The organism is Klebsiella sp. CB_Kp196, assembly GCF_040061575.1.
GTDB classification, from domain to species: Bacteria; Pseudomonadota; Gammaproteobacteria; order Enterobacterales; family Enterobacteriaceae; genus Klebsiella; species Klebsiella michiganensis.
The window spans coordinates 1-19,264 of record NZ_JBEAFH010000036.1 but is presented as its reverse complement, the minus strand read 5'-3'; the positions used below and the strand labels follow the sequence as shown (position 1 = coordinate 19,264).

18 protein-coding genes and 1 pseudogene are annotated in these 19,264 nt (G+C 58.9%); 14 read left to right on the top strand and 5 right to left on the bottom strand.

From position 1 onward, the window contains the following. Positions 1 to 206 precede the first annotated feature (206 nt). Together ABLU87_RS09845 and ABLU87_RS09840 are read left to right on the top strand one after the other, a co-directional pair. Complete coding sequence (locus ABLU87_RS09845; RefSeq protein WP_122117655.1) at positions 207 to 1,070, top strand: alpha/beta fold hydrolase; 864 nt, start codon at positions 207 to 209, stop codon at positions 1,068 to 1,070. A gap of 170 nt (positions 1,071 to 1,240) precedes the next feature. Further along, the gene (locus ABLU87_RS09840; protein WP_025107933.1) at positions 1,241 to 1,666 is read left to right on the top strand and encodes a VOC family protein; all 426 of its coding nucleotides are present in this window, start codon (positions 1,241 to 1,243) and stop codon (positions 1,664 to 1,666) included. A 194-nt stretch (positions 1,667 to 1,860) separates the two neighbouring features. Here ABLU87_RS09840 and ABLU87_RS09835 read toward each other — a convergent pair whose 3' ends face one another. Together ABLU87_RS09835 and ABLU87_RS09830 are read right to left on the bottom strand one after the other, a co-directional pair. Next, a complete protein-coding gene (locus tag ABLU87_RS09835) occupies positions 1,861 to 2,514 on the bottom strand; it encodes a LysE family translocator (RefSeq protein WP_046877265.1) in 654 nt (217 codons plus the stop codon). A 353-nt stretch (positions 2,515 to 2,867) separates the two neighbouring features. Beyond that, positions 2,868 to 3,194: a gamma-glutamylcyclotransferase family protein gene (locus ABLU87_RS09830; RefSeq protein ID WP_122117654.1), complete on the bottom strand. Its 327-nt coding sequence runs from the start codon at positions 3,192 to 3,194 to the stop codon at positions 2,868 to 2,870. A gap of 116 nt (positions 3,195 to 3,310) precedes the next feature. Here ABLU87_RS09830 and gcvA point away from each other — a divergent pair, with 116 nt between their 5' ends. Beyond that, on the top strand, positions 3,311 to 4,213 hold the full coding sequence (gene gcvA, locus ABLU87_RS09825) for a transcriptional regulator GcvA (protein ID WP_224225651.1): 903 nt from the start codon (positions 3,311 to 3,313) through the stop codon (positions 4,211 to 4,213). Positions 4,214 to 4,268: 55 nt separating this feature from the next. Here gcvA and ABLU87_RS09820 read toward each other — a convergent pair whose 3' ends face one another. The 3 genes and pseudogenes from ABLU87_RS09820 to paaZ form a co-directional block, all read right to left on the bottom strand. Then, the gene (locus ABLU87_RS09820; RefSeq protein ID WP_122117653.1) at positions 4,269 to 4,601 is read right to left on the bottom strand and encodes a cupin domain-containing protein; all 333 of its coding nucleotides are present in this window, start codon (positions 4,599 to 4,601) and stop codon (positions 4,269 to 4,271) included. Positions 4,602 to 4,777: 176 nt separating this feature from the next. Continuing rightward, positions 4,778 to 7,037, bottom strand: a pseudogene (tynA, locus tag ABLU87_RS09815) (primary-amine oxidase). A gap of 190 nt (positions 7,038 to 7,227) precedes the next feature. Further along, positions 7,228 to 9,273 carry a phenylacetic acid degradation bifunctional protein PaaZ gene (paaZ, locus tag ABLU87_RS09810; protein WP_122117652.1) on the bottom strand — a complete coding sequence of 682 codons (2,046 nt, stop codon included), beginning with the start codon at positions 9,271 to 9,273 and terminating at the stop codon, positions 7,228 to 7,230. A 286-nt stretch (positions 9,274 to 9,559) separates the two neighbouring features. On the opposite strand from paaZ, the gene paaA reads away from it, so the two are divergent. The 11 genes from paaA to paaK are packed head-to-tail and all read left to right on the top strand — an operon-like array spanning position 9,560 to position 19,081. After that, the gene (gene paaA, locus ABLU87_RS09805; protein ID WP_025107926.1) at positions 9,560 to 10,489 is read left to right on the top strand and encodes a 1,2-phenylacetyl-CoA epoxidase subunit PaaA; all 930 of its coding nucleotides are present in this window, start codon (positions 9,560 to 9,562) and stop codon (positions 10,487 to 10,489) included. A gap of 11 nt (positions 10,490 to 10,500) precedes the next feature. Continuing rightward, positions 10,501 to 10,788, top strand: coding sequence for a 1,2-phenylacetyl-CoA epoxidase subunit PaaB (gene paaB, locus ABLU87_RS09800; protein WP_004850493.1), 288 nt, complete (start codon positions 10,501 to 10,503; stop codon positions 10,786 to 10,788). Between the two features lie 7 nt (positions 10,789 to 10,795). Next, positions 10,796 to 11,551, top strand: a complete 756-nt coding sequence (gene paaC, locus ABLU87_RS09795) for a 1,2-phenylacetyl-CoA epoxidase subunit PaaC (protein ID WP_122117824.1) — start codon at positions 10,796 to 10,798, stop codon at positions 11,549 to 11,551. A 12-nt stretch (positions 11,552 to 11,563) separates the two neighbouring features. Further along, positions 11,564 to 12,061, top strand: coding sequence for a 1,2-phenylacetyl-CoA epoxidase subunit PaaD (gene paaD / locus ABLU87_RS09790; RefSeq protein WP_014229182.1), 498 nt, complete (start codon positions 11,564 to 11,566; stop codon positions 12,059 to 12,061). 7 nt (positions 12,062 to 12,068) lie between these two features. After that, positions 12,069 to 13,139 carry a 1,2-phenylacetyl-CoA epoxidase subunit PaaE gene (gene paaE, locus ABLU87_RS09785; protein WP_046877271.1) on the top strand — a complete coding sequence of 357 codons (1,071 nt, stop codon included), beginning with the start codon at positions 12,069 to 12,071 and terminating at the stop codon, positions 13,137 to 13,139. Further along, positions 13,136 to 13,903 carry a 2,3-dehydroadipyl-CoA hydratase PaaF gene (gene paaF, locus ABLU87_RS09780; RefSeq protein WP_025107923.1) on the top strand — a complete coding sequence of 256 codons (768 nt, stop codon included), beginning with the start codon at positions 13,136 to 13,138 and terminating at the stop codon, positions 13,901 to 13,903. Before paaE ends, paaF begins: the two co-directional genes overlap by 4 nt. Positions 13,904 to 13,905: 2 nt before the next feature. Beyond that, positions 13,906 to 14,694 (top strand): 2-(1,2-epoxy-1,2-dihydrophenyl)acetyl-CoA isomerase PaaG, encoded by a 789-nt coding sequence (paaG, locus tag ABLU87_RS09775; protein WP_025107922.1) that lies wholly within the window; start codon positions 13,906 to 13,908, stop codon positions 14,692 to 14,694. Positions 14,695 to 14,697: 3 nt separating this feature from the next. Further along, positions 14,698 to 16,119: a 3-hydroxyacyl-CoA dehydrogenase gene (locus ABLU87_RS09770; protein WP_064407382.1), complete on the top strand. Its 1,422-nt coding sequence runs from the start codon at positions 14,698 to 14,700 to the stop codon at positions 16,117 to 16,119. Further along, positions 16,109 to 16,531, top strand: coding sequence for a hydroxyphenylacetyl-CoA thioesterase PaaI (gene paaI / locus ABLU87_RS09765; RefSeq protein WP_025107920.1), 423 nt, complete (start codon positions 16,109 to 16,111; stop codon positions 16,529 to 16,531). The genes ABLU87_RS09770 and paaI overlap by 11 nt, the downstream gene beginning before the upstream one ends. Further along, complete coding sequence (pcaF, locus tag ABLU87_RS09760) at positions 16,531 to 17,736, top strand: 3-oxoadipyl-CoA thiolase (RefSeq protein WP_048263577.1); 1,206 nt, start codon at positions 16,531 to 16,533, stop codon at positions 17,734 to 17,736. Before paaI ends, pcaF begins: the two co-directional genes overlap by 1 nt. A 28-nt stretch (positions 17,737 to 17,764) precedes the next feature. Continuing rightward, the gene (gene paaK, locus ABLU87_RS09755; RefSeq protein ID WP_004850513.1) at positions 17,765 to 19,081 is read left to right on the top strand and encodes a phenylacetate--CoA ligase PaaK; all 1,317 of its coding nucleotides are present in this window, start codon (positions 17,765 to 17,767) and stop codon (positions 19,079 to 19,081) included. Positions 19,082 to 19,264 lie beyond the last annotated feature (183 nt).

The following is a 19,264-nucleotide window of genomic DNA, read 5'->3' as shown; positions in this document are numbered from 1 at the left end:
GATCGACAGGTCGAAAAAAAGCAAGAGATTGAGTGGCTTATCAGTACCAACCGCTTCTGGCGCTGGTGGTTGGGGGAAAAGACCGCTGAGCCTGTGCAGCGCGAGAAGAGGACGTTAATAGAGGAATAAAAACATCGCCAGATTTGCCCGTGGCGGCTACAGTTAAGATTATTTAACTGGTATGACCACATGGGCGGATATCTTTTATGAACCTGATAACAATCCCTGTAAAGCAGGGGGATGTTCTGGCTGCCACAGTATGGGAGAGAAGCGATGCTAAAGCGCTGGTGATCCTCCATCCTGCCACCGCGGTATCACAGGCGTTTTACAAGGACTTCGCTGAGTATCTTTACGCAATGGGATTCAATGTTCTGACCTACGACTATCGGGGGATAGGTCATTCCAGGTCAGGCACGCTGCAACACTGTCATGTCTCAATGTCTGACTGGATCGAGCAGGATGTAGGCTGCGTCACCGCCTGGGCAAAGCTGCGTTTCCCCAGTCTTCTGCTGATGGCGGTAGGGCACAGCGTTGGCGGGCACGCTATTCTGCTTTCGACGGCCACCCGGTCGCTGCATGCGGCGGTTCTTGTTGCTTCGCACGCTGGCGTCACCCGCACAATTAAACAAACGCAGGAAAAGCTCAGAGTCTGGTTTTTATTACGTATTCTGGCGCCGGTTCTGTGTCGTACCTTTGGCTATATGCCTGCCAGACGCCTTGGGCTGGGGGAAGATTTACCCGCGCCCGTCATGCTGCAATGGGGGCGCTGGAGTGCCATGCCCGACTATTTTTATGACGATCGCGCCTGGGATGCGCGCCGACGGGCAAGCGAAGTCACGTTACCCCTTCTGGTACTCGGTTTTGATGACGATCCCTGGGCTAATTCTGCAGCGATTACGCGCCTGATGGCGCCGGTGGAAAACGCAAAAATTGAACGCCGCGAGATCCGGCACGCGGATGGTGGTGTCCCGGCCATCGGCCACATGGGCTTTTTCCGTACCCGATGTGCGGAAAAAATATGGCCTGAAGTCGGTCGCTGGCTGGCAAGCCAGTGTCAACCCCAGGGATAATGTCTTTCCGGCTATTTTTCTTATAGTCGAAGAGATTAACAGGGCATGCTATGCCGTAACCGTCGGTGCTCAGGTTTCAAAGCGGCAACAGGCGCATCCGGGGAAATAGTTCATCGCGACTCAGAGAGATATCATGTCTGTTCAAAAAAGGGCGAAGAGGATGCACTAAGATGCTGGCTTATATCACTATAGGTACAAATGACTTTCAGCGCTCCGTGGACTTTTATGAGGCTATTTTTAAAGTTCTTGGCTACTCACGACTGCCAGCCTGGACAGAAAGCTGGGCAATGTGGGGGGATGAAAATAACCCACATGAGGTATTCAACTTCTGTATTTGTCCTCCTTTTGACCGGCATCCCGCAACGGCGGGAAACGGGACAATGTTCGCATTCCATGCAGACAGCGCTGACCTTGTCAGGCGGTTTCATGCAGCAGGCCTCCTTGCGGGAGGGGAGAATGAAGGCGAGCCAGGGACACGAACCGCATACGGCCCCGACTTTTATGTTGCCTATCTGCGCGATCCTGACGGGCATAAGCTGGCATGCGTTTGTCAGCATTATTCTCCTGAAGCAGATAAGTTCGTAGATGAAGAATAGTGGCTTCACTTATCACATTTTAGGGTTTTGAGCGTTTATAACGCTTAGCGGTGAAAGGCGGCATTTCCGGCAAAGACACTCAATATCGTCTTCGGCTTGCACAGTCCGCTCCCGGCACAAAGCGGACCATCTGAAGCGTCGCGAGGTCTGCTATGAGCGAGAGGCGGACACTGGGTTTACTGTTTCGGTAAAACTTACCGGGCAGATTTCGAGACTACACCAGACCCGCTAAACAACATGCGGATACCAAGGCCTATCATGACAACGCCTGTAAATCGTTCCTGCCATTTGATAAAGCCTGGGTGTTTACGTAGCCAGTTTCCAAATGTCCCTGATGCCATTGCGACTGACCCCAGGGAAACAATTCCTGCCAGCTTTTGGATACTCCCCAGAACAAGCAATTGCAGCCAGACAGGACCCGCGGCGGGATCGATAAACTGAGGAAGAAAAGCAAACATGAACAGCAGGGATTTTGGGTTCGTCAGGCTGTTCAGGGCACCTTCCTTAACCGCATTCCAGTCAGAAATTATTGCGGTTTTTCGCAGCCGAGTATCTGTGCCTGAAGTCGCTATCATTTTTATGCCCAGCCACATCAGATAAGCCGCACCAGCCCACCTTAGCAGATCCAGCGCAACTGGCCAGGCATGCACAACGGTCACCAGCCCAAGAACAAGAAAAGAAACTTGCACAAAACCTGCGACGAAGACATTGCCCAGAACCGTAAGCAGTGCAATACGTCTTCCCTGACCGACTCCTCTGGCGATGGTCAGCATCATGTCTGGCCCCGGAGAAATTTCCAGAAGCGTCAGCGCGAGAAGGAAAGTCATAAACGTTTCGATGGAAGGCATCGTGGTTGAGTCCGGAAAAAAATTTCTGCTACGTTACCTCAGACTGATTCGAGCCGAAAGTGGAAGATACTGCAACGTCCGCCTACGGCACGAAACGGACAAGTGCAAAGGTCCGCTATGAGCGAGAAGCGGACATAGTTAGGGCTAAAGATTTGTGCATGATGCATTAAGGATGATTTATTCTCTGTATTAGAACCTGCAGAGCGTTTTAGCATCATTGGTCGTTCAATCAGCCATATCTGAACTGGCTTGCTGACATCGTCAGATTACCTGTAACCGGCTGACAGTCACCTTTATTTGTTAACAGACACAGTTAAAAATCTCGACCTGAACCAGGACCAGCCGCTAACAGTTTATGCTTTGAGCATATAGAGACATGATTGCACTGTCTGACCGGTCGATGTGGTTACCTCTACAGGAACCCGTTCATACTCAGAACCTTCGAACTCATCGAGTAGGTGCCAGTGATTATATAAATTCTCTGACTTGAAAAGAAAACCCGGTACACGATGACCTGAGTCATCCAGTACAATTCCCGGATAACCCATCTCTGCACCCCAGCCTTTCTCTAATAAAGAACCCCCAACGTGGCCTTCCTGCCATGTTCCCCCGATATTTTCAAGAATATGAGCATTAGGCCGGCCAGGTCCGAGTGTCCCGTAAACAAACAAACTTTCCATTATTCCTCCGGGTATCGCTATGAAAATAATAATGTTCTTTTTGTTAATTTTGATTTTTGGACTCTGGCCTGACAAATCATTTGTTCTCACAACACGCGTGAATTATTATCACGCGTATGATGTTCGATCGCCTTCCCCCATTGCAAACTCTGCGCGCTTTTGAAGCCACAGCCCGCCTCTCAAGCATGACGCTGGCGGCAGCGGAGTTGCACGTTACGCATGGCGCGATAAGCCGGCAAATCCGGAAGCTCGAAGAGCATCTGGGGTTAAAGCTATTTTTCAGGCTGACGCGGCAGATAATTCTGACGGAGCAAGGGGCTGAATTTCACCAACTGGTTACCCGTCTTTTGAGCGATTTAATGCGGGAGTCCGAGCGTCTGCGAGGAAGAAACCTGATAAAAAGTTTACGTATAAGTACAACGGTTTCATTTGCCAGTAAGTGGTTAGCACCGCGTTTAAGTCGGTTCAGGCAGAGATATCCTGAATTTGAAATTGAGCTGGATGTTACTGACGTTAATGTGGATCTTAATGATGGCCAGGTAGATGCTGCCATTCGTTACGGCCTTGGCAATTATCGAGATGTTTCGTCTGAACGTATGTTCGATGAAACAGTCACTCCTGTCTGTAGCCCAGATTTTCTTGAGAAACATAATGGTCTGACAGAGATTAAGGGACTTTTAAATTGCGTTCTTCTGCATGAGTACAGAATGCAGGCGAACTGGAAGGCATGGTTTGAGATGGCCGGAGAAAAAAATTTTAGCTGCCAGCAGGGGCCCTTATGGACTCTTGGCAGCATGGCGACTGAGGCGGCTATACGTGGCGAAGGCGTTGCTCTGGGACGCAGCGTTCTGATTGCAGATGATGTCGCTGCTGGAAGGCTTGTTGTTCCGTTTCCACAGTTCAAGCTTAAGGCTGAGCGGGGGTACGATTTAGTCTACCGTTCAGATAATCAGGACTCATTTAAAATAAGCATTCTAAGACAATGGCTCGCTGAAGAATTGAGCTCGTTGAAAGATTGAATGGCTGTCTAAAAAAATCCGCTTTTGGCACAACGCTGTCTACCGCACATTTCACTTAATCAGCAGGGGATGCGCCGCTGAAACCGCTGTCTGGTAAATCTATAATCACCAGGGTGCCAAAGCTGCCTGTTTCTACCGTATGAGGAATTCCCGCTTTGGCTATATAAAGCTGGCCGGGCGCGACGGAGATTTTTTTCTCCTGCACGCTCAGTTCCAGACGTCCGTCTATAACCAGTAATCCCTCGTCATATTCATGCACCTCCTCAGCGACTGAGTGGGCATCCATGCGCAGGACTTTGAGATTCGTTGTCCCAACGCGGCCTAAGATCCGGGAGCGCCAGGACGCCGGCAATGCCTGCGCTTCGGTTCTGAGATCGTAAAGCGACATAAAGCCATTCTCATTGATATTCGTTGCCTGCTTTTATGCCATATAAGTTAATCGCCGACATCTAACATATATGGCAAAAGAAGTTGAAAAACAGGCTATACCGGTCCTGCTGCCCGCTGCATGTGCATTGCCCGCGGATAAATAAAAACGGCCCCATCGCTGAGGCCGTGACGTGCTTATTGTTTCTTCTCGCCCAGCGTCGGCGTCTCGTCAAAGAAATTCCACGGTTTCAGCAGCGCGTGCGCCCACTCGGTCGGCATAATCGGCCACTCCTCGGCGCGGGCCACGTGGGTGGTGCCGGTGGTGATCCACACCACGTCATCATGGTTGTCCAGCGACTCGTCATCTTTCGCGTACTGGCCGAGGCCGGTGTCGTGAATCGAACGGTTAGGGTACTTGCCTTCCGGGAAGCGCTCGGTGGGATGATAGCGGGTGACCCACAGCTGCTTATCCATAAAGCTCAGACGATGGTAAATCCACTCATCAGGCGCGAATTTTGCCCCGGTGGCGACCGGATGCGTGCCGCCCGCGTAGGGGATAATCTGATACGACACCGGGTTACCCATCCGGTTTTCTTTCGTGGTATTGCTCAGCAGACGGATGGTGCCCGGGTCAAATTTCTGCGCCGCTTTCTGCTCGCTATCAATCGTGTACTGATTGATCTGCATGGTGCTGGTACGCGGGCCACCGGCGGTATTAGGCTTCACTTCCGGGTCCATGGCTACCAGCGTGTTGTTCTCGCCGTCAACGTCAAGATCGAGGCGGAAGTTGTAAATATGCTGGTGGGTGGTGCCGACAATATTATGGTCAATCAGCGTGCCGTAGCGGGTGTCCTCTTTGGCGCTCGGATCGTGCATGGTCTTCGCCTGCACGCCTTTCACCGCTTCGATGCCGGTTGCCCCGGCATCAATGCCGATGGTGCCGTTTTCGTGGAATACCCAGTCAAAAATATAGTCGTAGTTGCCGACGGTGCTGATCCAGCGCACCACCAGCTCGCGGCGCTCGGTACTGACGTTCGGCTTGCCCATCTCCTGATGCTTATACTCCGGCCCGGCGTAGCGTTCGAAGATGGCGATTGCGCGCGGGATGGTCGTGGGCGTGCCGGTATAGTCGGCGATGGTTTCATCCAGCAGGACCGCGTTGGACGGCGCGTCCTTGCCGCGCACGATAGGCGAGGTCAGGGTGCCCATGCCGTAGTCGCCGGAGTCCAGATAGGCTTTAAAATACCAGCCCACGTCCGGGTCGCCGTAGGGCACGATCATCCCGCCCAGCGAACCTTCATACATCACCTGACGTTTCTTGCCGTTATCGTTATATGTCACGGTGGAGAGAATCGGCCCAACGCGGGAGTTCATGCGCAGGTGGAAATCCCAGTTTTGCCAGTGGATCATATCACCGGTAATGGTGTAGTTTTTGCCCATCTGGCTCAATGATATCCAGCGGTTTAATCTTTGGCGCAACGCGGTCGCGCCCGTCATAGGGGCGGGCCGCCATCGGCACCGGGATCGTCGGCCCCTCTTCGATTTTGATGATCTTCTTCTGCTCAAGGTCGACCACCGCTACCAGGTTTTCAATCGGGTGCGCCCAGTAGTTACCGTCGCCAACGTCAAGATAGCTGACCACTTTCAGCAGCCGCGCGTCCTGCTTGAGGCTATCTTTGCCGTCGAAGTAGCCGACGGTCAGCGGGGTGGTAATCACCTTGCTCGGGTCGTCGATGCCGTGCTTTTTTAACACTTCGGCAAATTCGCTGCTGGCGTTGATGATGTTCTGCACGCTGGCGAAATCATCCAGCAGCACCATGCCGTGGGCGTCTTTAATCGGCGTCCATGAAAGCACTTTTTTATTCTGTAAATCCACCACCGCCTCAATAACGTGTTTGCCGTCGAGCATGATCACGTCGGCAGCGCGCGGGGCGTTGACCGGCGTACCGTTGAGGGCAAAATCCCACACCGCTTTTTTATCCGGCTCGCGCAGGGAGATCTCGGTGAATCGGGTATTGGGTTTGAAATCCGCCGCGGCTTTAACGATAGCGACCGCTGCGCTGATTTCCGCCGCTGACAGCGAGTTCAGCGGATGCGGGCGTTTTTCCACCTGGAAGGTCTGGTCAAGACCGGACTGAAACACGTCGTTGATAAAAGTGTCAGAAACCCACGCTTTGCCGTCTTTCATCACTACCGGCACCTGCAGCTCCAGGGTTTTACCATTGACGATGGCCGTTTTCGCCCCCGGTTTTACCTTTACGTAAGCGCCGTCTTTAATCAGGGTAAACATTTGCGCGTAGTCATCCCACTGAACGTCCGCGCCAAAATCCTGCAGGGTTTTGTCCATCGGGACCATATGGGCTTCGCCGCCGTGGGCGAACGCCGGGCTTTGCCAGGCGCAAAACAGAGCGACAGCCAACGCCAGAGCCGTTTTGCGGGGAGAAAGAATCGCCATTGAGACCTCACCTTATTGTTGTGTTGTGCAGTGCCGCTGCGAATGTCGGCTTGTGTATCGTTAACCTAACAGCGGTCAGCGCTGAGGCGTTTGCCTGCTTTTGCCAGGTTGTTTGTCAGTTTTGCCAGTTACAAAAAATGCCTCCGCAGAGGCATGAAGAGGGCGATAAAGATGGGCGAATTTCTAATATTTACTCCGCAAAATCCCCCTGCTGGCGGGCCACCAGGGTCAGGATGGAGTAGAGCGCGACCGCCTGCTGATGCTGGTTAAAAATCTCTACCGCCCACTCGACGACGCCGGTCGCTTTCTCCTCCGCGCTGCGCTGGCGTTTCACCGTTTTGCGTTTGCAGGTCAGGCGTACCTGGATGGTATCGCCCGGCTTCACCGGCTCGATAAAGCGCAGATTTTCCATTCCGTAGTTGGCGATCACCGGGCCGACCCCGGCGTCAACAAATAGCCCGGCAGCGGCGGAAATCAGGAAATAGCCGTGCACCACGCGCTCGCCGAAAATCGACTCCGCGGCGGCAATCTTATCCATATGAGCGTAAAAGTGATCGCCGCTCAGGCAGGCGAAGTTGACGATATCCGCCTCGGTCAGGGTGCGGCGCGGCGTCAGCAGGCTGTCGCCCGGCTGGATCTCCTCGAAATATTTACGGAACGGGTGAATGCGGTCTTCCACCACCTGCGCGCCGCGCACCCACTGCTGGCCAATGGCGGCGAGCATCGTCGGGCTGCCCTGAACCGCGGTGCGCTGCATATAGTGCTTCACCGCCCGCAGGCCGCCCAGCTCTTCGCCGCCGCCGGCGCGCCCCGGGCCGCCGTGTACCAGCTGCGGCAGCGGGGAGCCGTGGCCGGTGGACTCTGCGGAAGACTCTTCGTTCAGTATCTGAATACGCCCGTGGGCGCGGGCGGCGCCGAGAATAAACGCCCGCGCCAGTTCGCCGCTGGCGGTCACCAGGGTTCCGGCCAGGCTACCTTCGCCGGCCCGCGCCAGGGTCATGGCGTGCTCAACGTTCTGATACGGCATCAGGGTGGCGACGGGACCAAACGCTTCAATAGCGTGTACCGCCGGGGTCTCGTCCGGCTGCGGGCAGTACAGCAGCGTTGGCGGGAAGAAGGCGCCGGCGGCGCTGAAATCGGCCTGGCCGCCCAGCAGCACGTCACATCCAGCGCCCACCAGACGGTTGACGTTATCCTGCACGTCCTGACGCTGTTCGTGGTTCACCAGCGCGCCCATCTTCACGCCTTCCTGCGCCGGGTCGCCGACCACCACTTTTTGCAGGCGCGCAATCAGCGCGTCGCTCACCGCTTTCACCTGCTCCTGCGGCACAATAATACGCCGGATGGCGGTGCACTTTTGCCCGGCCTTCGCCGTCATCTCTCGTACCACTTCGCGAATAAATAGCGCGAACTCCGGCTGCGCCGGCGTGACGTCGTCACCGAGTACGCAGCAGTTCAGCGAATCCGCTTCCATGGTGAAGGGAATGGACTTCGCGACCAGGTTGGGATGCACCCGCAGCTGCTGTCCGGTACGGGCCGAGCCGGTAAAGGTGACAACGTCCTGGCTATCGAGATGGTCGAGCAGATCGCCCGCGCCGCCGCAGATCAGGCTGATTGCCCCCTCCGGCACCAGCCCACTATCAACAATCATTTTGACCATCGCCTGCGTCAGCTGCGCGGTGGCGGTAGCCGGTTTGATGATGGCGGGCATACCGGCAAGCCAGGTGGGCGCCAGCTTTTCCAGCATGCCCCAGCAGGGGAAGTTAAAGGCGTTGATATGCACCGCCACGCCGGATTTTGACGTGAGCACGTGGCGGGCGGCGAAGCCTCCCTGTTTTGACAGCGGGATCGGCTCATCTTCCGGCCACAGGATATCGTCCGGCAGCTCGCGGCTGCCGAGACCGGCGTAGGTGAAAAGGGTGCCAATGCCCCCTTCGATATCTACCCAGCTATCGGTGCGGGTGGCGCCGGTTTCGGCGGAGATCGCGTACAGCTCTGCCTTCTGCTCCAGCAAATATCTGGCGAGCGCCTTCAGCATCGCGCTGCGCTCAATAAAGCTCATCGCCCCCAGCGCTTTGCCGCCGCGCTCAATCGCGAAGCGTCGCGCCTGCGCCATATCCAGACCCGCGCTGGTGACTTCCCATAGCGCTTCGCCGCTGATGGCGTGATGGATGGTACGCGCGTGGCCCCGGCCGGTCTGCCACGCGCCGGACAAGTAGCTGGCTAACTGCTGCATGGTTTATCTCCAGATGTGTTACGTGAAATATCTATAAATAGTTCTTTGGTGAATCATAAAAATCAAGCTCACATTTAATAATTTATTAACATTGTGATCGGTGATGTTCTGCGTTATTCACTTAATACCCTGTTAATAAGGGTTTTTACAAAAGCTTTTGCGGTCGCTATCACAAAAAGAACAAACAAAATTTGTGGTTTTATTTAACCTGAATGTAACTTTTATAAAACAAAGTGATTCGAAAATTATTTTTAATCGAATTTATTGGAATCATAAAGGTGATGACGTGACAGAAGAACAACGCTTTGACCAGCGCATCGCGCAGGAGACGGCCATCGAACCGCAGGACTGGATGCCGGAAGCCTACCGCAAAACGCTGATCCGCCAGATTGGTCAGCACGCGCACTCGGAAATCGTCGGCATGTTGCCGGAAGGCAACTGGATCACTCGCGCGCCGACCCTTAGGCGCAAAGCGATTCTGCTGGCGAAAGTGCAGGATGAAGCCGGGCATGGCCTGTACCTCTACAGCGCGGCGGAAACCCTCGGCTGCGCCCGCGAAGACCTGTATCAGAAGATGCTCGACGGCAAGATGAAGTACTCCTCCATTTTTAACTACCCGACCCTGAGCTGGGCGGATATCGGCGTGATTGGCTGGCTGGTGGACGGCGCGGCCATCGTCAATCAGGTGGCGCTGTGTCGCACCTCCTACGGACCCTACGCCCGGGCAATGGTCAAGATCTGCAAAGAGGAGAGCTTTCACCAGCGCCAGGGGTTTGAAGCCTGCATGGCGCTGGCGCAGGGCAGCGACGCGCAGCGGCAGATGCTGCAGGACGCCATCAACCGTTTCTGGTGGCCGGCGCTGATGATGTTTGGCCCGGGCGACGATAACTCGCCAAACAGCGCCCGCAGCATGGCGTGGAAAATCAAGCTCCACTCGAACGACGAACTGCGCCAGCGCTTTGTCGATAACACCATTCCGCAGGTGGAAATCCTCGGCATGACCGTACCCGACCCGGATTTGCGGCTGGATGAAACCAGCGGCCACTACCGCTTTGGCGCCATCGACTGGCACGAATTTAACGAAGTGATTGCCGGACGCGGGATCTGCAACCACGAACGCCTGGGCGCTAAACGCAAGGCATGGGAAGAGGGCGCGTGGGTGCGGGAAGCCGCGCTGGCGCATGCGCAAAAACAGCAGGCTCGCGACGCCGCGTAAGGAGAATGAAAATGAGCAAAAACTACTGGCCGTTATATGAAGTGTTCGTTCGCAGCAAACAGGGACTGTCGCACCGCCACGTCGGCAGCCTGCACGCCGCCGATGACCAGATGGCGCTGGAAAACGCCCGCGATGCCTATACCCGCCGCAGTGAGGGCTGTTCGATTTGGGTGGTGAAGGCCAGCGAAATCGTCGCCTCGCAGCCCGAAGAGCGCGGCGCATTTTTCGACCCGGCGGAGAGCAAAGTCTATCGTCATCCCACCTTCTACACCGTGCCCGACGGCATGGAACATATGTGAGGCGACGATGAAAAACGATAACCCCATTGCCGCTTATGCTCTGCGCCTCGGCGATAACGGCCTGGTGCTGGCCCAGCGTCTGGGCGAGTGGTGCGGCCACGCGCCGGAGCTGGAGATCGATCTGGCGCTGGCCAATATCGGCCTCGACCTGCTGGGGCAGGCGCGCCATTTCCTCAGCTACGCCGCCGAACTGACCGGCAGCGGCGATGAAGATACCCTGGCCTTTGGCCGCGACGAGCGCCAGTTTTGCAATTTACTGCTGGCGGAGCAGCCAAACGGCAACTTCGCCGACACCCTCGCTCGCCAGTTTTTCATCGATGTCTGGCATGTGGCGCTGTTCGGCCGCCTGGTCGGCAGTCGCGATGCGCAGCTTGCCGCCATCGCCGCCAGGGCGCTGAAAGAGGTGCGCTACCACCAGCGCTTTAGCCGCGGCTGGCTGGAGCGTCTGGGCAACGGCACGGCGCTTTCCGCCCAGAGAATGCAGAGCGCGGTGGATAACCTGTGGCGCTTTACCGGCGAGCTGTTCCAGGCCGATGAGCTGGAAATTGAGCTGAGTGCGCAGGGCATCGCCGTCGACCCCCGCGAACTGCAGGCCGAATGGCAGAACGCGGTGCACACGGCGCTGATCGACGCCGGTTTGCAGATCCCGCAAGAAGCGGCTTTCCGCAGCGGCGGTAAGCAGGGGCTGCACAGCGAACATCTCGGGCCGCTGCTGGCGGAGATGCAGTATTTACAGCGCGCCTATCCCGGCCAGCAGTGGTAGCAGGAGGGGATTATGCAACGTCTGGTTGATATCGCGCCCCCGGAGGTCCACGCCGTCTGGGATCTGTTAGGCGCCATTGCCGATCCGGAAGTGCCGGTGCTGACCATTACCGACCTCGGCCTGGTGCGCAGCGTGGAGCGCCGCGGCGATGGCTGGGTGATTGGCTTCACGCCAACCTATTCGGGCTGCCCGGCCACCGAACATCTACTGGGAGAAATCCGCGCGGCAATGACGGAAAACGGCTACGCGCCGGTGCATATCGTGCTGCAGCTTGACCCGCCGTGGACCACCGACTGGATGGGGCCGGACGCGCGTGAACGCCTGCGCCAGTACGGCATCAGTCCGCCGCAGGGCCATGCCTGCCATGCCCACATGCCGGAGGACGTGGTCTGCCCGCGCTGCGGCAGCCGCCACACCTCGCTGATTAGCGAATTCGGTTCCACGGCCTGCAAAGCGCTGTATCGCTGCGACAGCTGCCGGGAACCCTTTGATTACTTTAAATGTATTTGAGGTTGCGATGACGACATTTCATTCGCTTACCGTGGCGAAAGTGGAGCCGGAAACCCGCGATGCGGTCACCATCACCTTTGCCATTCCCGACGCGCTGCGTAATGCATACGCCTTCCGTCCGGGCCAGCATCTGACCCTGAAAGCGCGCCTTGGCGGGGAAGAGCTCAGGCGCTGCTACTCCATTTGCCGCAGCCGCTCGCCGGGTGAAATCAGCGTGGCGGTGAAGGCCATCGACGGCGGGCGCTTCTCGCGCTATGCCCAGAGCGACATTCAGCAAGGCATGGCGCTGGACGTGATGGTGCCGCAGGGACATTTCGGCTACCAGCCGCAGGCCGGGCGTTGCGCTGACTACCTGGCGATTGCCGCCGGCTCCGGCATTACGCCGATGATGGCGATTATCGACGCCACCCTCGCCACCGAAGTCGACAGCCGCTTCACGCTGGTTTACGGCAACCGCAGCAGCCACAGCATGATGTTCCGTCAGGCGCTGGCCGACCTGAAAGACCGCTATCCGCAGCGTCTGCAGGTGGTACACCTGTTCAGCCAGGAGTCGATGGACAGCGATCTGCTGCAGGGGCGCATCAACGGCGACAAGCTGCGCGAACTGGCCGCCCATCTGCTGGACTTCAGCCGCTTCGAGCACGCCTTTATCTGCGGCCCGGCGGCGATGATGGATGAAGCGGAGATCGCCCTGCGCGAGCTGGGCGTACCGGAGGACGCGATTCATCTGGAACGTTTTAATACCCCGGACAGCCGCGCCAGGCGGGCTACCGGCGTCCAGGCGGAGGGCCGCGCGGTCACGATTCGTCAGGACGGCCGCGACCGAATCATTGCCCTGAGCGCGGAGGATGACAGCATTCTTGACGCCGCGCTGCGCCAGGGGGCGGACCTGCCGTTTGCCTGCAAGGGGGGCGTCTGCGCCACCTGTAAATGCAAAGTGCTGCGCGGCGAGGTGGCGATGGCCGCTAACTACAGCCTTGAAGCCGACGAACTGGCGGCGGGCTACGTGCTGAGCTGTCAGGCGCTGCCCACCAGCGACGATGTGGTTGTCGACTTTGACGCGCGGGGGATGGCATGAGCGAACTGTTCATTGCTCGTCACGCGCGCGTACTGCAGCTGACGCTAAATCGCCCGCAGGCGCGCAACGCTTTGAATAACGCGCTGCTGACGCAGATCGCCGACGTGCTCGACGCGGCGGCGCTGGACCCGTCGGTCGGCGTCTGCGTCATCAGCGGTAACGAACGCTTCTTTGCCGCAGGGGCTGACCTGAACGAAATGGCGGAAAAAGATCTGCCCGCCACGCTCGATGATATTCGCCCGCGGCTGTGGGCGCGTATCGACGCCTTCAGTAAACCGCTGATCGCTTCGGTTAACGGCTATGCCCTCGGCGCCGGATGCGAGCTGGCGCTGCTCTGCGATCTGATTGTCGCCGGCGATAACGCCCGCTTCGGCCTGCCGGAAATCACCCTCGGCATGATGCCGGGCGCGGGCGGGACCCAGCGCCTGATCCGCTCCGTCGGTAAGGCGCTGGCCAGCCGGATGGTCTTGAGCGGCGAAAGCATTGATGCCCATCAGGCGCAGCGGGCGGGGCTGGTATGCGAGGTTTATCCGCCAGCGCTCACCGATGAATACGCGCTCGGCCTGGCGGCAACCGTGGCTCGCCACTCGCCGCTGGCGCTGCGCGCGGCTAAGCAGGCTTTGCGGCTGTCGCAGGAGGTGAGCCTGCAGGCCGGGCTTCAGCAGGAGCGCCAGCTGTTTACTTTGCTGAGCGCGACCGAAGATCGCCGCGAAGGCATCGACGCCTTTTTACATAAACGTACTGCGGAATTTAAAGGACGCTAATCGTGGAAGCTTTCATTCTCAGCGAAGTGGAACAGGGCGTGATGACGATTACCCTTAATCGCCCGGACCGTCTGAACAGTTTTAACGACCTGATGCACCAGCAGCTGGCGGCGTGCCTGAAACAGGCCGAACGCGACGACAGCATACGCTGCCTGCTGGTGACCGGCGCGGGGCGCGGTTTTTGCGCCGGGCAGGATTTAAATGACCGTAACGTCGACCCCAGCGGGCCGGCTCCGGATCTCGGGCTCTCGGTTGAGCGTTTCTACAACCCCCTGGTGCGCCGTCTGGCGGCGCTGCCGAAACCGGTGATTTGCGCGGTGAACGGCGTCGCGGCGGGCGCGGGGGCTACGCTGGCGATGGGCTGCGATATCGTGCTGGCGGCGCGTTCAGCGAAGTTCGTTATGGCGTTCAGCAAGCTTGGTCTGGTGCCGGACTGCGGCGGCAGCTGGTTTCTGCCGCGCGTGGCGGGGCGCGCGCGCGCGATGGGGCTGGCGCTGCTGGGCGATAGCCTGAGCGCGGAGCAGGCGGCGCAGTGGGGGATGATCTGGCAGGTGGTGGATGACGCCGAGCTGAAAGACACCAGCCTGGCGCTGGCCCGGCACCTGGCCGCCCAGCCGACCTATGGCCTCGGGCTGATTAAAAACGCGCTGCGGCTGGCGGAAACCCAGACCCTGGACCAGCAGCTTGACCTGGAGCGCGACTACCAGCGCCTGGCCGGACGCAGCGCCGACTATCGCGAAGGCGTCAGCGCTTTTCTGGCGAAGCGTCCACCTCACTTCAGCGGGAAATAGCCGATGAGCACAACGTTACCTACCGTCGCGGTGATAGGCAGCGGCACCATGGGCGCCGGCATTGCCGAAGTGGCCGCCGCCGCCGGGCATCCGGTACTGATTTACGACATCGCCCCTGAGGCGGTGGTTCGCGCCATCGACGGGATTCGCCAGCGGCTGGCCTCCCGCGTCAGCCGCGGCAAGCTGGCGGCGGAAAAGGCCGGGGCGCTGCTGTCGCGTCTGGCACCGGCTGAGGATCTGAGCGCTTTAGCCCGTGCGGAGTTGGTTATTGAAGCCGCCTCCGAGCGCCTGGACGTGAAAAAAGCGCTGTTCAAACAGCTGGCCGAAATCTGCTCCCCGTCAGCGCTGCTGGTCAGCAACACGTCGTCGATATCGATCACCGCCATCGCCGCGGGAATAAAACACCCGGACCGGGTCGCCGGGCTGCACTTCTTTAACCCGGCCCCGGTAATGAAGCTGGTGGAAGTGGTCAGCGGCCTGGCCACCTCGGCGGAAGTCGTCGCACAGCTCTGCCAGCGGGTCAGCGACTGGGGAAAGCAGCCGGTTCGCTGCCGCTCAACGCCCGGCTTTATCGTCAACCGCGTGGCGCGGCCTTTTTATGCCGAAGCGTGGCGAGCGCTGGAGGAGCAGGTCGCCGCGCCGGAGGTGATTGACGCCGCCTTGCGCGACGGCGGCGGTTTTCCCATGGGGCCGCTGGCGCTGACCGACCTGATTGGCCAGGACGTCAACTTTGCGGTGACCTGTTCGGTATTTAACGCCTTCTGGCAGGACCGCCGCTATCTGCCGTCGCTGCTGCAGCAGGAGCTGGCGCTGGCCGGACGGCTGGGTAAAAAGAGCGGGCAGGGGGTCTACTGCTGGCCTGGCGAAGCGCAGCCTGAGCTGGCCCTGGCCGCCGTATCGGCAGAACGCGCAGCAAAGCGCATAAAACGTGACGTTGTCACCGATCTGGACGAGGTGCTGCTGCTGGAAACGACCGGTGAAACCGCCCTGGCGTTAAGCCTTCAGCACGGCCGCCCGGTGGTGGTCTACGACCATAGCGCAGGCGATACGGTGGTGCTGGCCAGCGCGGAAACCACCTCTCAGGCGGCGATCGATAAAGCGACTTTCTATTTTCAGCAGCAGGGCAAAAAGGTGCTGCAGATCGCCGACTATCCCGGCCTGCTGGTGTGGCGGACGGTGGCGATGCTGGTTAACGAAGCGCTGGACGCGCTGCAGAAGGGCGTCGCCAGCGCGGAGGATATCGATACCGCCATGCGTCTGGGCGTCAACTACCCGCGCGGCCCGCTGGCGTGGGGTGAATCACTTGGCTGGGGCCGGGTGCTGCGGCTGCTGGAAAACCTGCAGCAGCACTACGGCGAAGAGCGCTATCGCCCCTGTTCCCTGCTGCGCCAGAAGGCGCTGATGGAGAGACATCATGAGCAATGAAGCCTGGCACAACGCCCGCGCGATGTACGAGAACGATAACTGTGCGAAAGCGCTGGGAATTGAAATTATCGAGATGGACCAGGGCTACGCGCAGATGACCATGGCGATCACCCCGAACATGCTCAACGGCCACCATACCTGCCACGGCGGACAGCTGTTTTCGCTCGCCGATACCGCATTCGCCTACGCCTGCAACAGCCAGGGGCTGGCGGCGGTCGCGTCGGCGGCGAGCATCGATTTTCTGCGTCCGGCCTTTGTCGGCGAGCTGCTGACCGCGACGGCGAGAGTTAAGCATCAGGGCAAGCTGACCGGGGTCTATGACATAGAAATTGTTAACCAACAGCAAAAAGTTGTCGCTCTGTTCCGCGGTAAATCGCACCGCATCGGCGGCACAATCACAGGAGAAGTCTGATGCGCGACGCCTTTATTTGTGACGGGATCCGCACGCCGATTGGCCGCTACGGCGGGGCGCTGGCCAGCGTGCGCGCCGACGACCTCGCCGCCATCCCGCTGCGCGAACTGCTGAGCCGTAACCCGAAGTTCGATCCGGCATCGATTGATGATGTGATTCTCGGCTGCGCCAACCAGGCCGGCGAAGACAACCGCAACGTGGCCCATATGGCGACGCTGCTGGCGGGCTATCCGCACACCGTACCCGGCACCACCATTAACCGTCTGTGCGGCTCCGGTCTCGACGCTATCGGCTTCGCCGCACGCGCCATCAAAGCCGGAGAGGCGGATCTGATGATCGCCGGCGGCGTCGAGTCCATGTCGCGCGCACCGTTTGTGATGGCCAAAGCCAGCGCCCCCTGGCAGCGCCAGGCCGAGCTGTTTGATACCACCATCGGCTGGCGTTTTGTGAACCCGCTCATGCAGCAGCGATTTGGCACTGACAGCATGCCGGAAACGGCGGAGAATGTAGCTGAATTGTTAAATATCAGCCGCGCCGATCAGGACGCTTTCGCTTTCCGCAGCCAGCAGCGGACGGCTCAGGCCCAGCGCGACGGCATTCTGGCGCAGGAGATCGTACCGGTAAACGTTGTCGACAGGAAAGGAGCGGTAAACGTCGTGCGCGACGACGAGCATCCGCGGGCGGACACCACCATTGAACAGCTTTCGCGGCTAAAAACGCCGTTCCGTCAGGGTGGCGTAGTGACCGCGGGTAATGCCTCCGGCGTCAACGACGGCGCCGCGGCGCTGATTATCGCCAGCTCGCAGCAGGCCATCGTCCAGGGGCTGACGCCGCGGGCGCGTATTGTGGCGATGGCGACGGCGGGCGTCGAGCCGAAGCTGATGGGGCTTGGACCGGTACCGGCGGTACGTAAAGCGCTGGAGCGCGCCGGGCTGAGTATAAACGATATGGATCTGATTGAGCTGAATGAAGCCTTCGCCGCCCAGGCGCTGGGCGTGCTCAGACAGCTGGGGCTGGAGGATGATGCCCCGCATGTTAACCCCAACGGCGGCGCCATCGCCTTAGGCCATCCGTTGGGAATGAGCGGCGCCCGGCTGGCATTAAGCGCCAGCCTGGAGCTGCAGCGCCGCGGCGGGCGCTATGCGCTGTGTACGATGTGTATTGGCGTGGGTCAGGGCATTGCCATGATCCTTGAGCGAGTGTGAGCGAATCTACCTGCGAGTACCCTACAAAATGACAACGATAACTCAATTAGACCCGATTGAAACCGCATCGCGCGACGAGCTACAGGCCCTGCAAACCCAGCGTCTGAAGTGGACCCTTAAGCATGCGTATGAGAACGTGCCGATGTATCGCCGTAAATTTGACGCGGCGGGCATTCATCCTGACGATTTTCACGAACTGAGCGATCTGAGCAAGTTTCCCTGCACCACCAAGCAGGATCTGCGCGACAACTACCCCTTTGATACCTTTGCGGTGCCGATGGAGCAGGTGGTGCGTATCCACGCGTCTTCGGGCACCACCGGCAAACCGACGGTGGTGGGCTATACGCAAAACGATATTGACAACTGGGCCAATATTGTCGCCCGCTCCCTGCGCGCGGCGGGCGGGACGGCAAAAGACAAGATTCATGTTGCCTACGGCTATGGTCTGTTTACCGGCGGGCTAGGCGCCCACTACGGCGCGGAGCGTTTAGGCGCGACGGTGATACCGATGTCCGGCGGGCAGACTGAAAAACAGGCGCAGCTGATCCGCGATTTTAAGCCGGATATGATTATGGTGACGCCGTCCTACTGTCTGAACCTGATTGAAGAGCTGGAGCGCCAGATGGGCGGCGACGCCAGCGGCTGCTCCCTGCGGGTGGGCGTGTTCGGCGCGGAGCCGTGGACCCATGCGATGCGGGCGGAAATCGAACGTCGTCTGGGGATTTCGGCGCTGGATATCTATGGCCTGTCGGAGGTGATGGGGCCGGGGGTGGCGATGGAGTGTCTGGAAACCGCCGACGGTCCGACGATCTGGGAGGATCACTTCTACCCTGAAGTGGTGAATCCGGACACCGGTACGCCGCTGGCGGACGGCGAACACGGCGAGCTGCTGTTCACCACCCTGACCAAAGAAGCGCTGCCGGTGATCCGCTACCGCACCCGCGACCTGACGCGACTGCTGCCGGGCACCGCCCGCACCATGCGCCGGATGGATCGCATCAGCGGGCGCAGCGACGATATGCTGATTATCCGCGGCGTGAACGTCTTCCCGTCGCAGCTGGAAGAGGAGATCCTCAAGTTCGAACATCTGGCGCCGCACTATCAGCTGGAAGTCAACCGCCGGGGCCATCTTGATTCACTTTCGGTGCGCGTGGAGCTAAAAGAGAGCGGTCTGGCGCTGAACCACGAGCAGCGCTGTCAGATTTGCCACCAGCTGCGCCACCGGATCAAGTCGATGGTGGGGATTTCGACCGATATCAGCATTGTTAACTGCGGCAGCATTCCGCGCTCCGAGGGTAAGGCCTGCCGCGTGTTCGATCTGCGCAAGGTGGCTGCTAACGGATAACGCATTCTCCCGGAGGCGGCGCATTGCGCCTGTCCGGGCTACCCGATGCCGCAACTCCCGTAGCCCGGGTAAGGCGTTTACGCCGCGACCCGGGGAGTGTGCCGGGGCTGATGTATCAGCTCGGCCTCTTCCCGGCTCGCGCTGCGCTTAGCCGGGCTACGTATTCACCGTCGTCTGCGGGCC

Coding starts and splice junctions, on each gene's coding strand:
- paaI (WP_025107920.1), top strand. CDS start 16,109: ATGAGCAATGAAGCCTGGCACAACGCCCGCGCGATGTACGAGAACGAT.
- ABLU87_RS09835 (WP_046877265.1), bottom strand. CDS start 2,514: ATGCCTTCCATCGAAACGTTTATGACTTTCCTTCTCGCGCTGACGCTT.
- ABLU87_RS09845 (WP_122117655.1), top strand. CDS start 207: ATGAACCTGATAACAATCCCTGTAAAGCAGGGGGATGTTCTGGCTGCC.
- paaE (WP_046877271.1), top strand. CDS start 12,069: ATGACGACATTTCATTCGCTTACCGTGGCGAAAGTGGAGCCGGAAACC.
- ABLU87_RS09820 (WP_122117653.1), bottom strand. CDS start 4,601: ATGTCGCTTTACGATCTCAGAACCGAAGCGCAGGCATTGCCGGCGTCC.
- paaB (WP_004850493.1), top strand. CDS start 10,501: ATGAGCAAAAACTACTGGCCGTTATATGAAGTGTTCGTTCGCAGCAAA.
- pcaF (WP_048263577.1), top strand. CDS start 16,531: ATGCGCGACGCCTTTATTTGTGACGGGATCCGCACGCCGATTGGCCGC.
- ABLU87_RS09770 (WP_064407382.1), top strand. CDS start 14,698: ATGAGCACAACGTTACCTACCGTCGCGGTGATAGGCAGCGGCACCATG.
- paaD (WP_014229182.1), top strand. CDS start 11,564: ATGCAACGTCTGGTTGATATCGCGCCCCCGGAGGTCCACGCCGTCTGG.
- paaC (WP_122117824.1), top strand. CDS start 10,796: ATGAAAAACGATAACCCCATTGCCGCTTATGCTCTGCGCCTCGGCGAT.
- paaK (WP_004850513.1), top strand. CDS start 17,765: ATGACAACGATAACTCAATTAGACCCGATTGAAACCGCATCGCGCGAC.
- paaZ (WP_122117652.1), bottom strand. CDS start 9,273: ATGCAGCAGTTAGCCAGCTACTTGTCCGGCGCGTGGCAGACCGGCCGG.
- paaF (WP_025107923.1), top strand. CDS start 13,136: ATGAGCGAACTGTTCATTGCTCGTCACGCGCGCGTACTGCAGCTGACG.
- gcvA (WP_224225651.1), top strand. CDS start 3,311: ATGATGTTCGATCGCCTTCCCCCATTGCAAACTCTGCGCGCTTTTGAA.
- ABLU87_RS09840 (WP_025107933.1), top strand. CDS start 1,241: ATGCTGGCTTATATCACTATAGGTACAAATGACTTTCAGCGCTCCGTG.
- ABLU87_RS09830 (WP_122117654.1), bottom strand. CDS start 3,194: ATGGAAAGTTTGTTTGTTTACGGGACACTCGGACCTGGCCGGCCTAAT.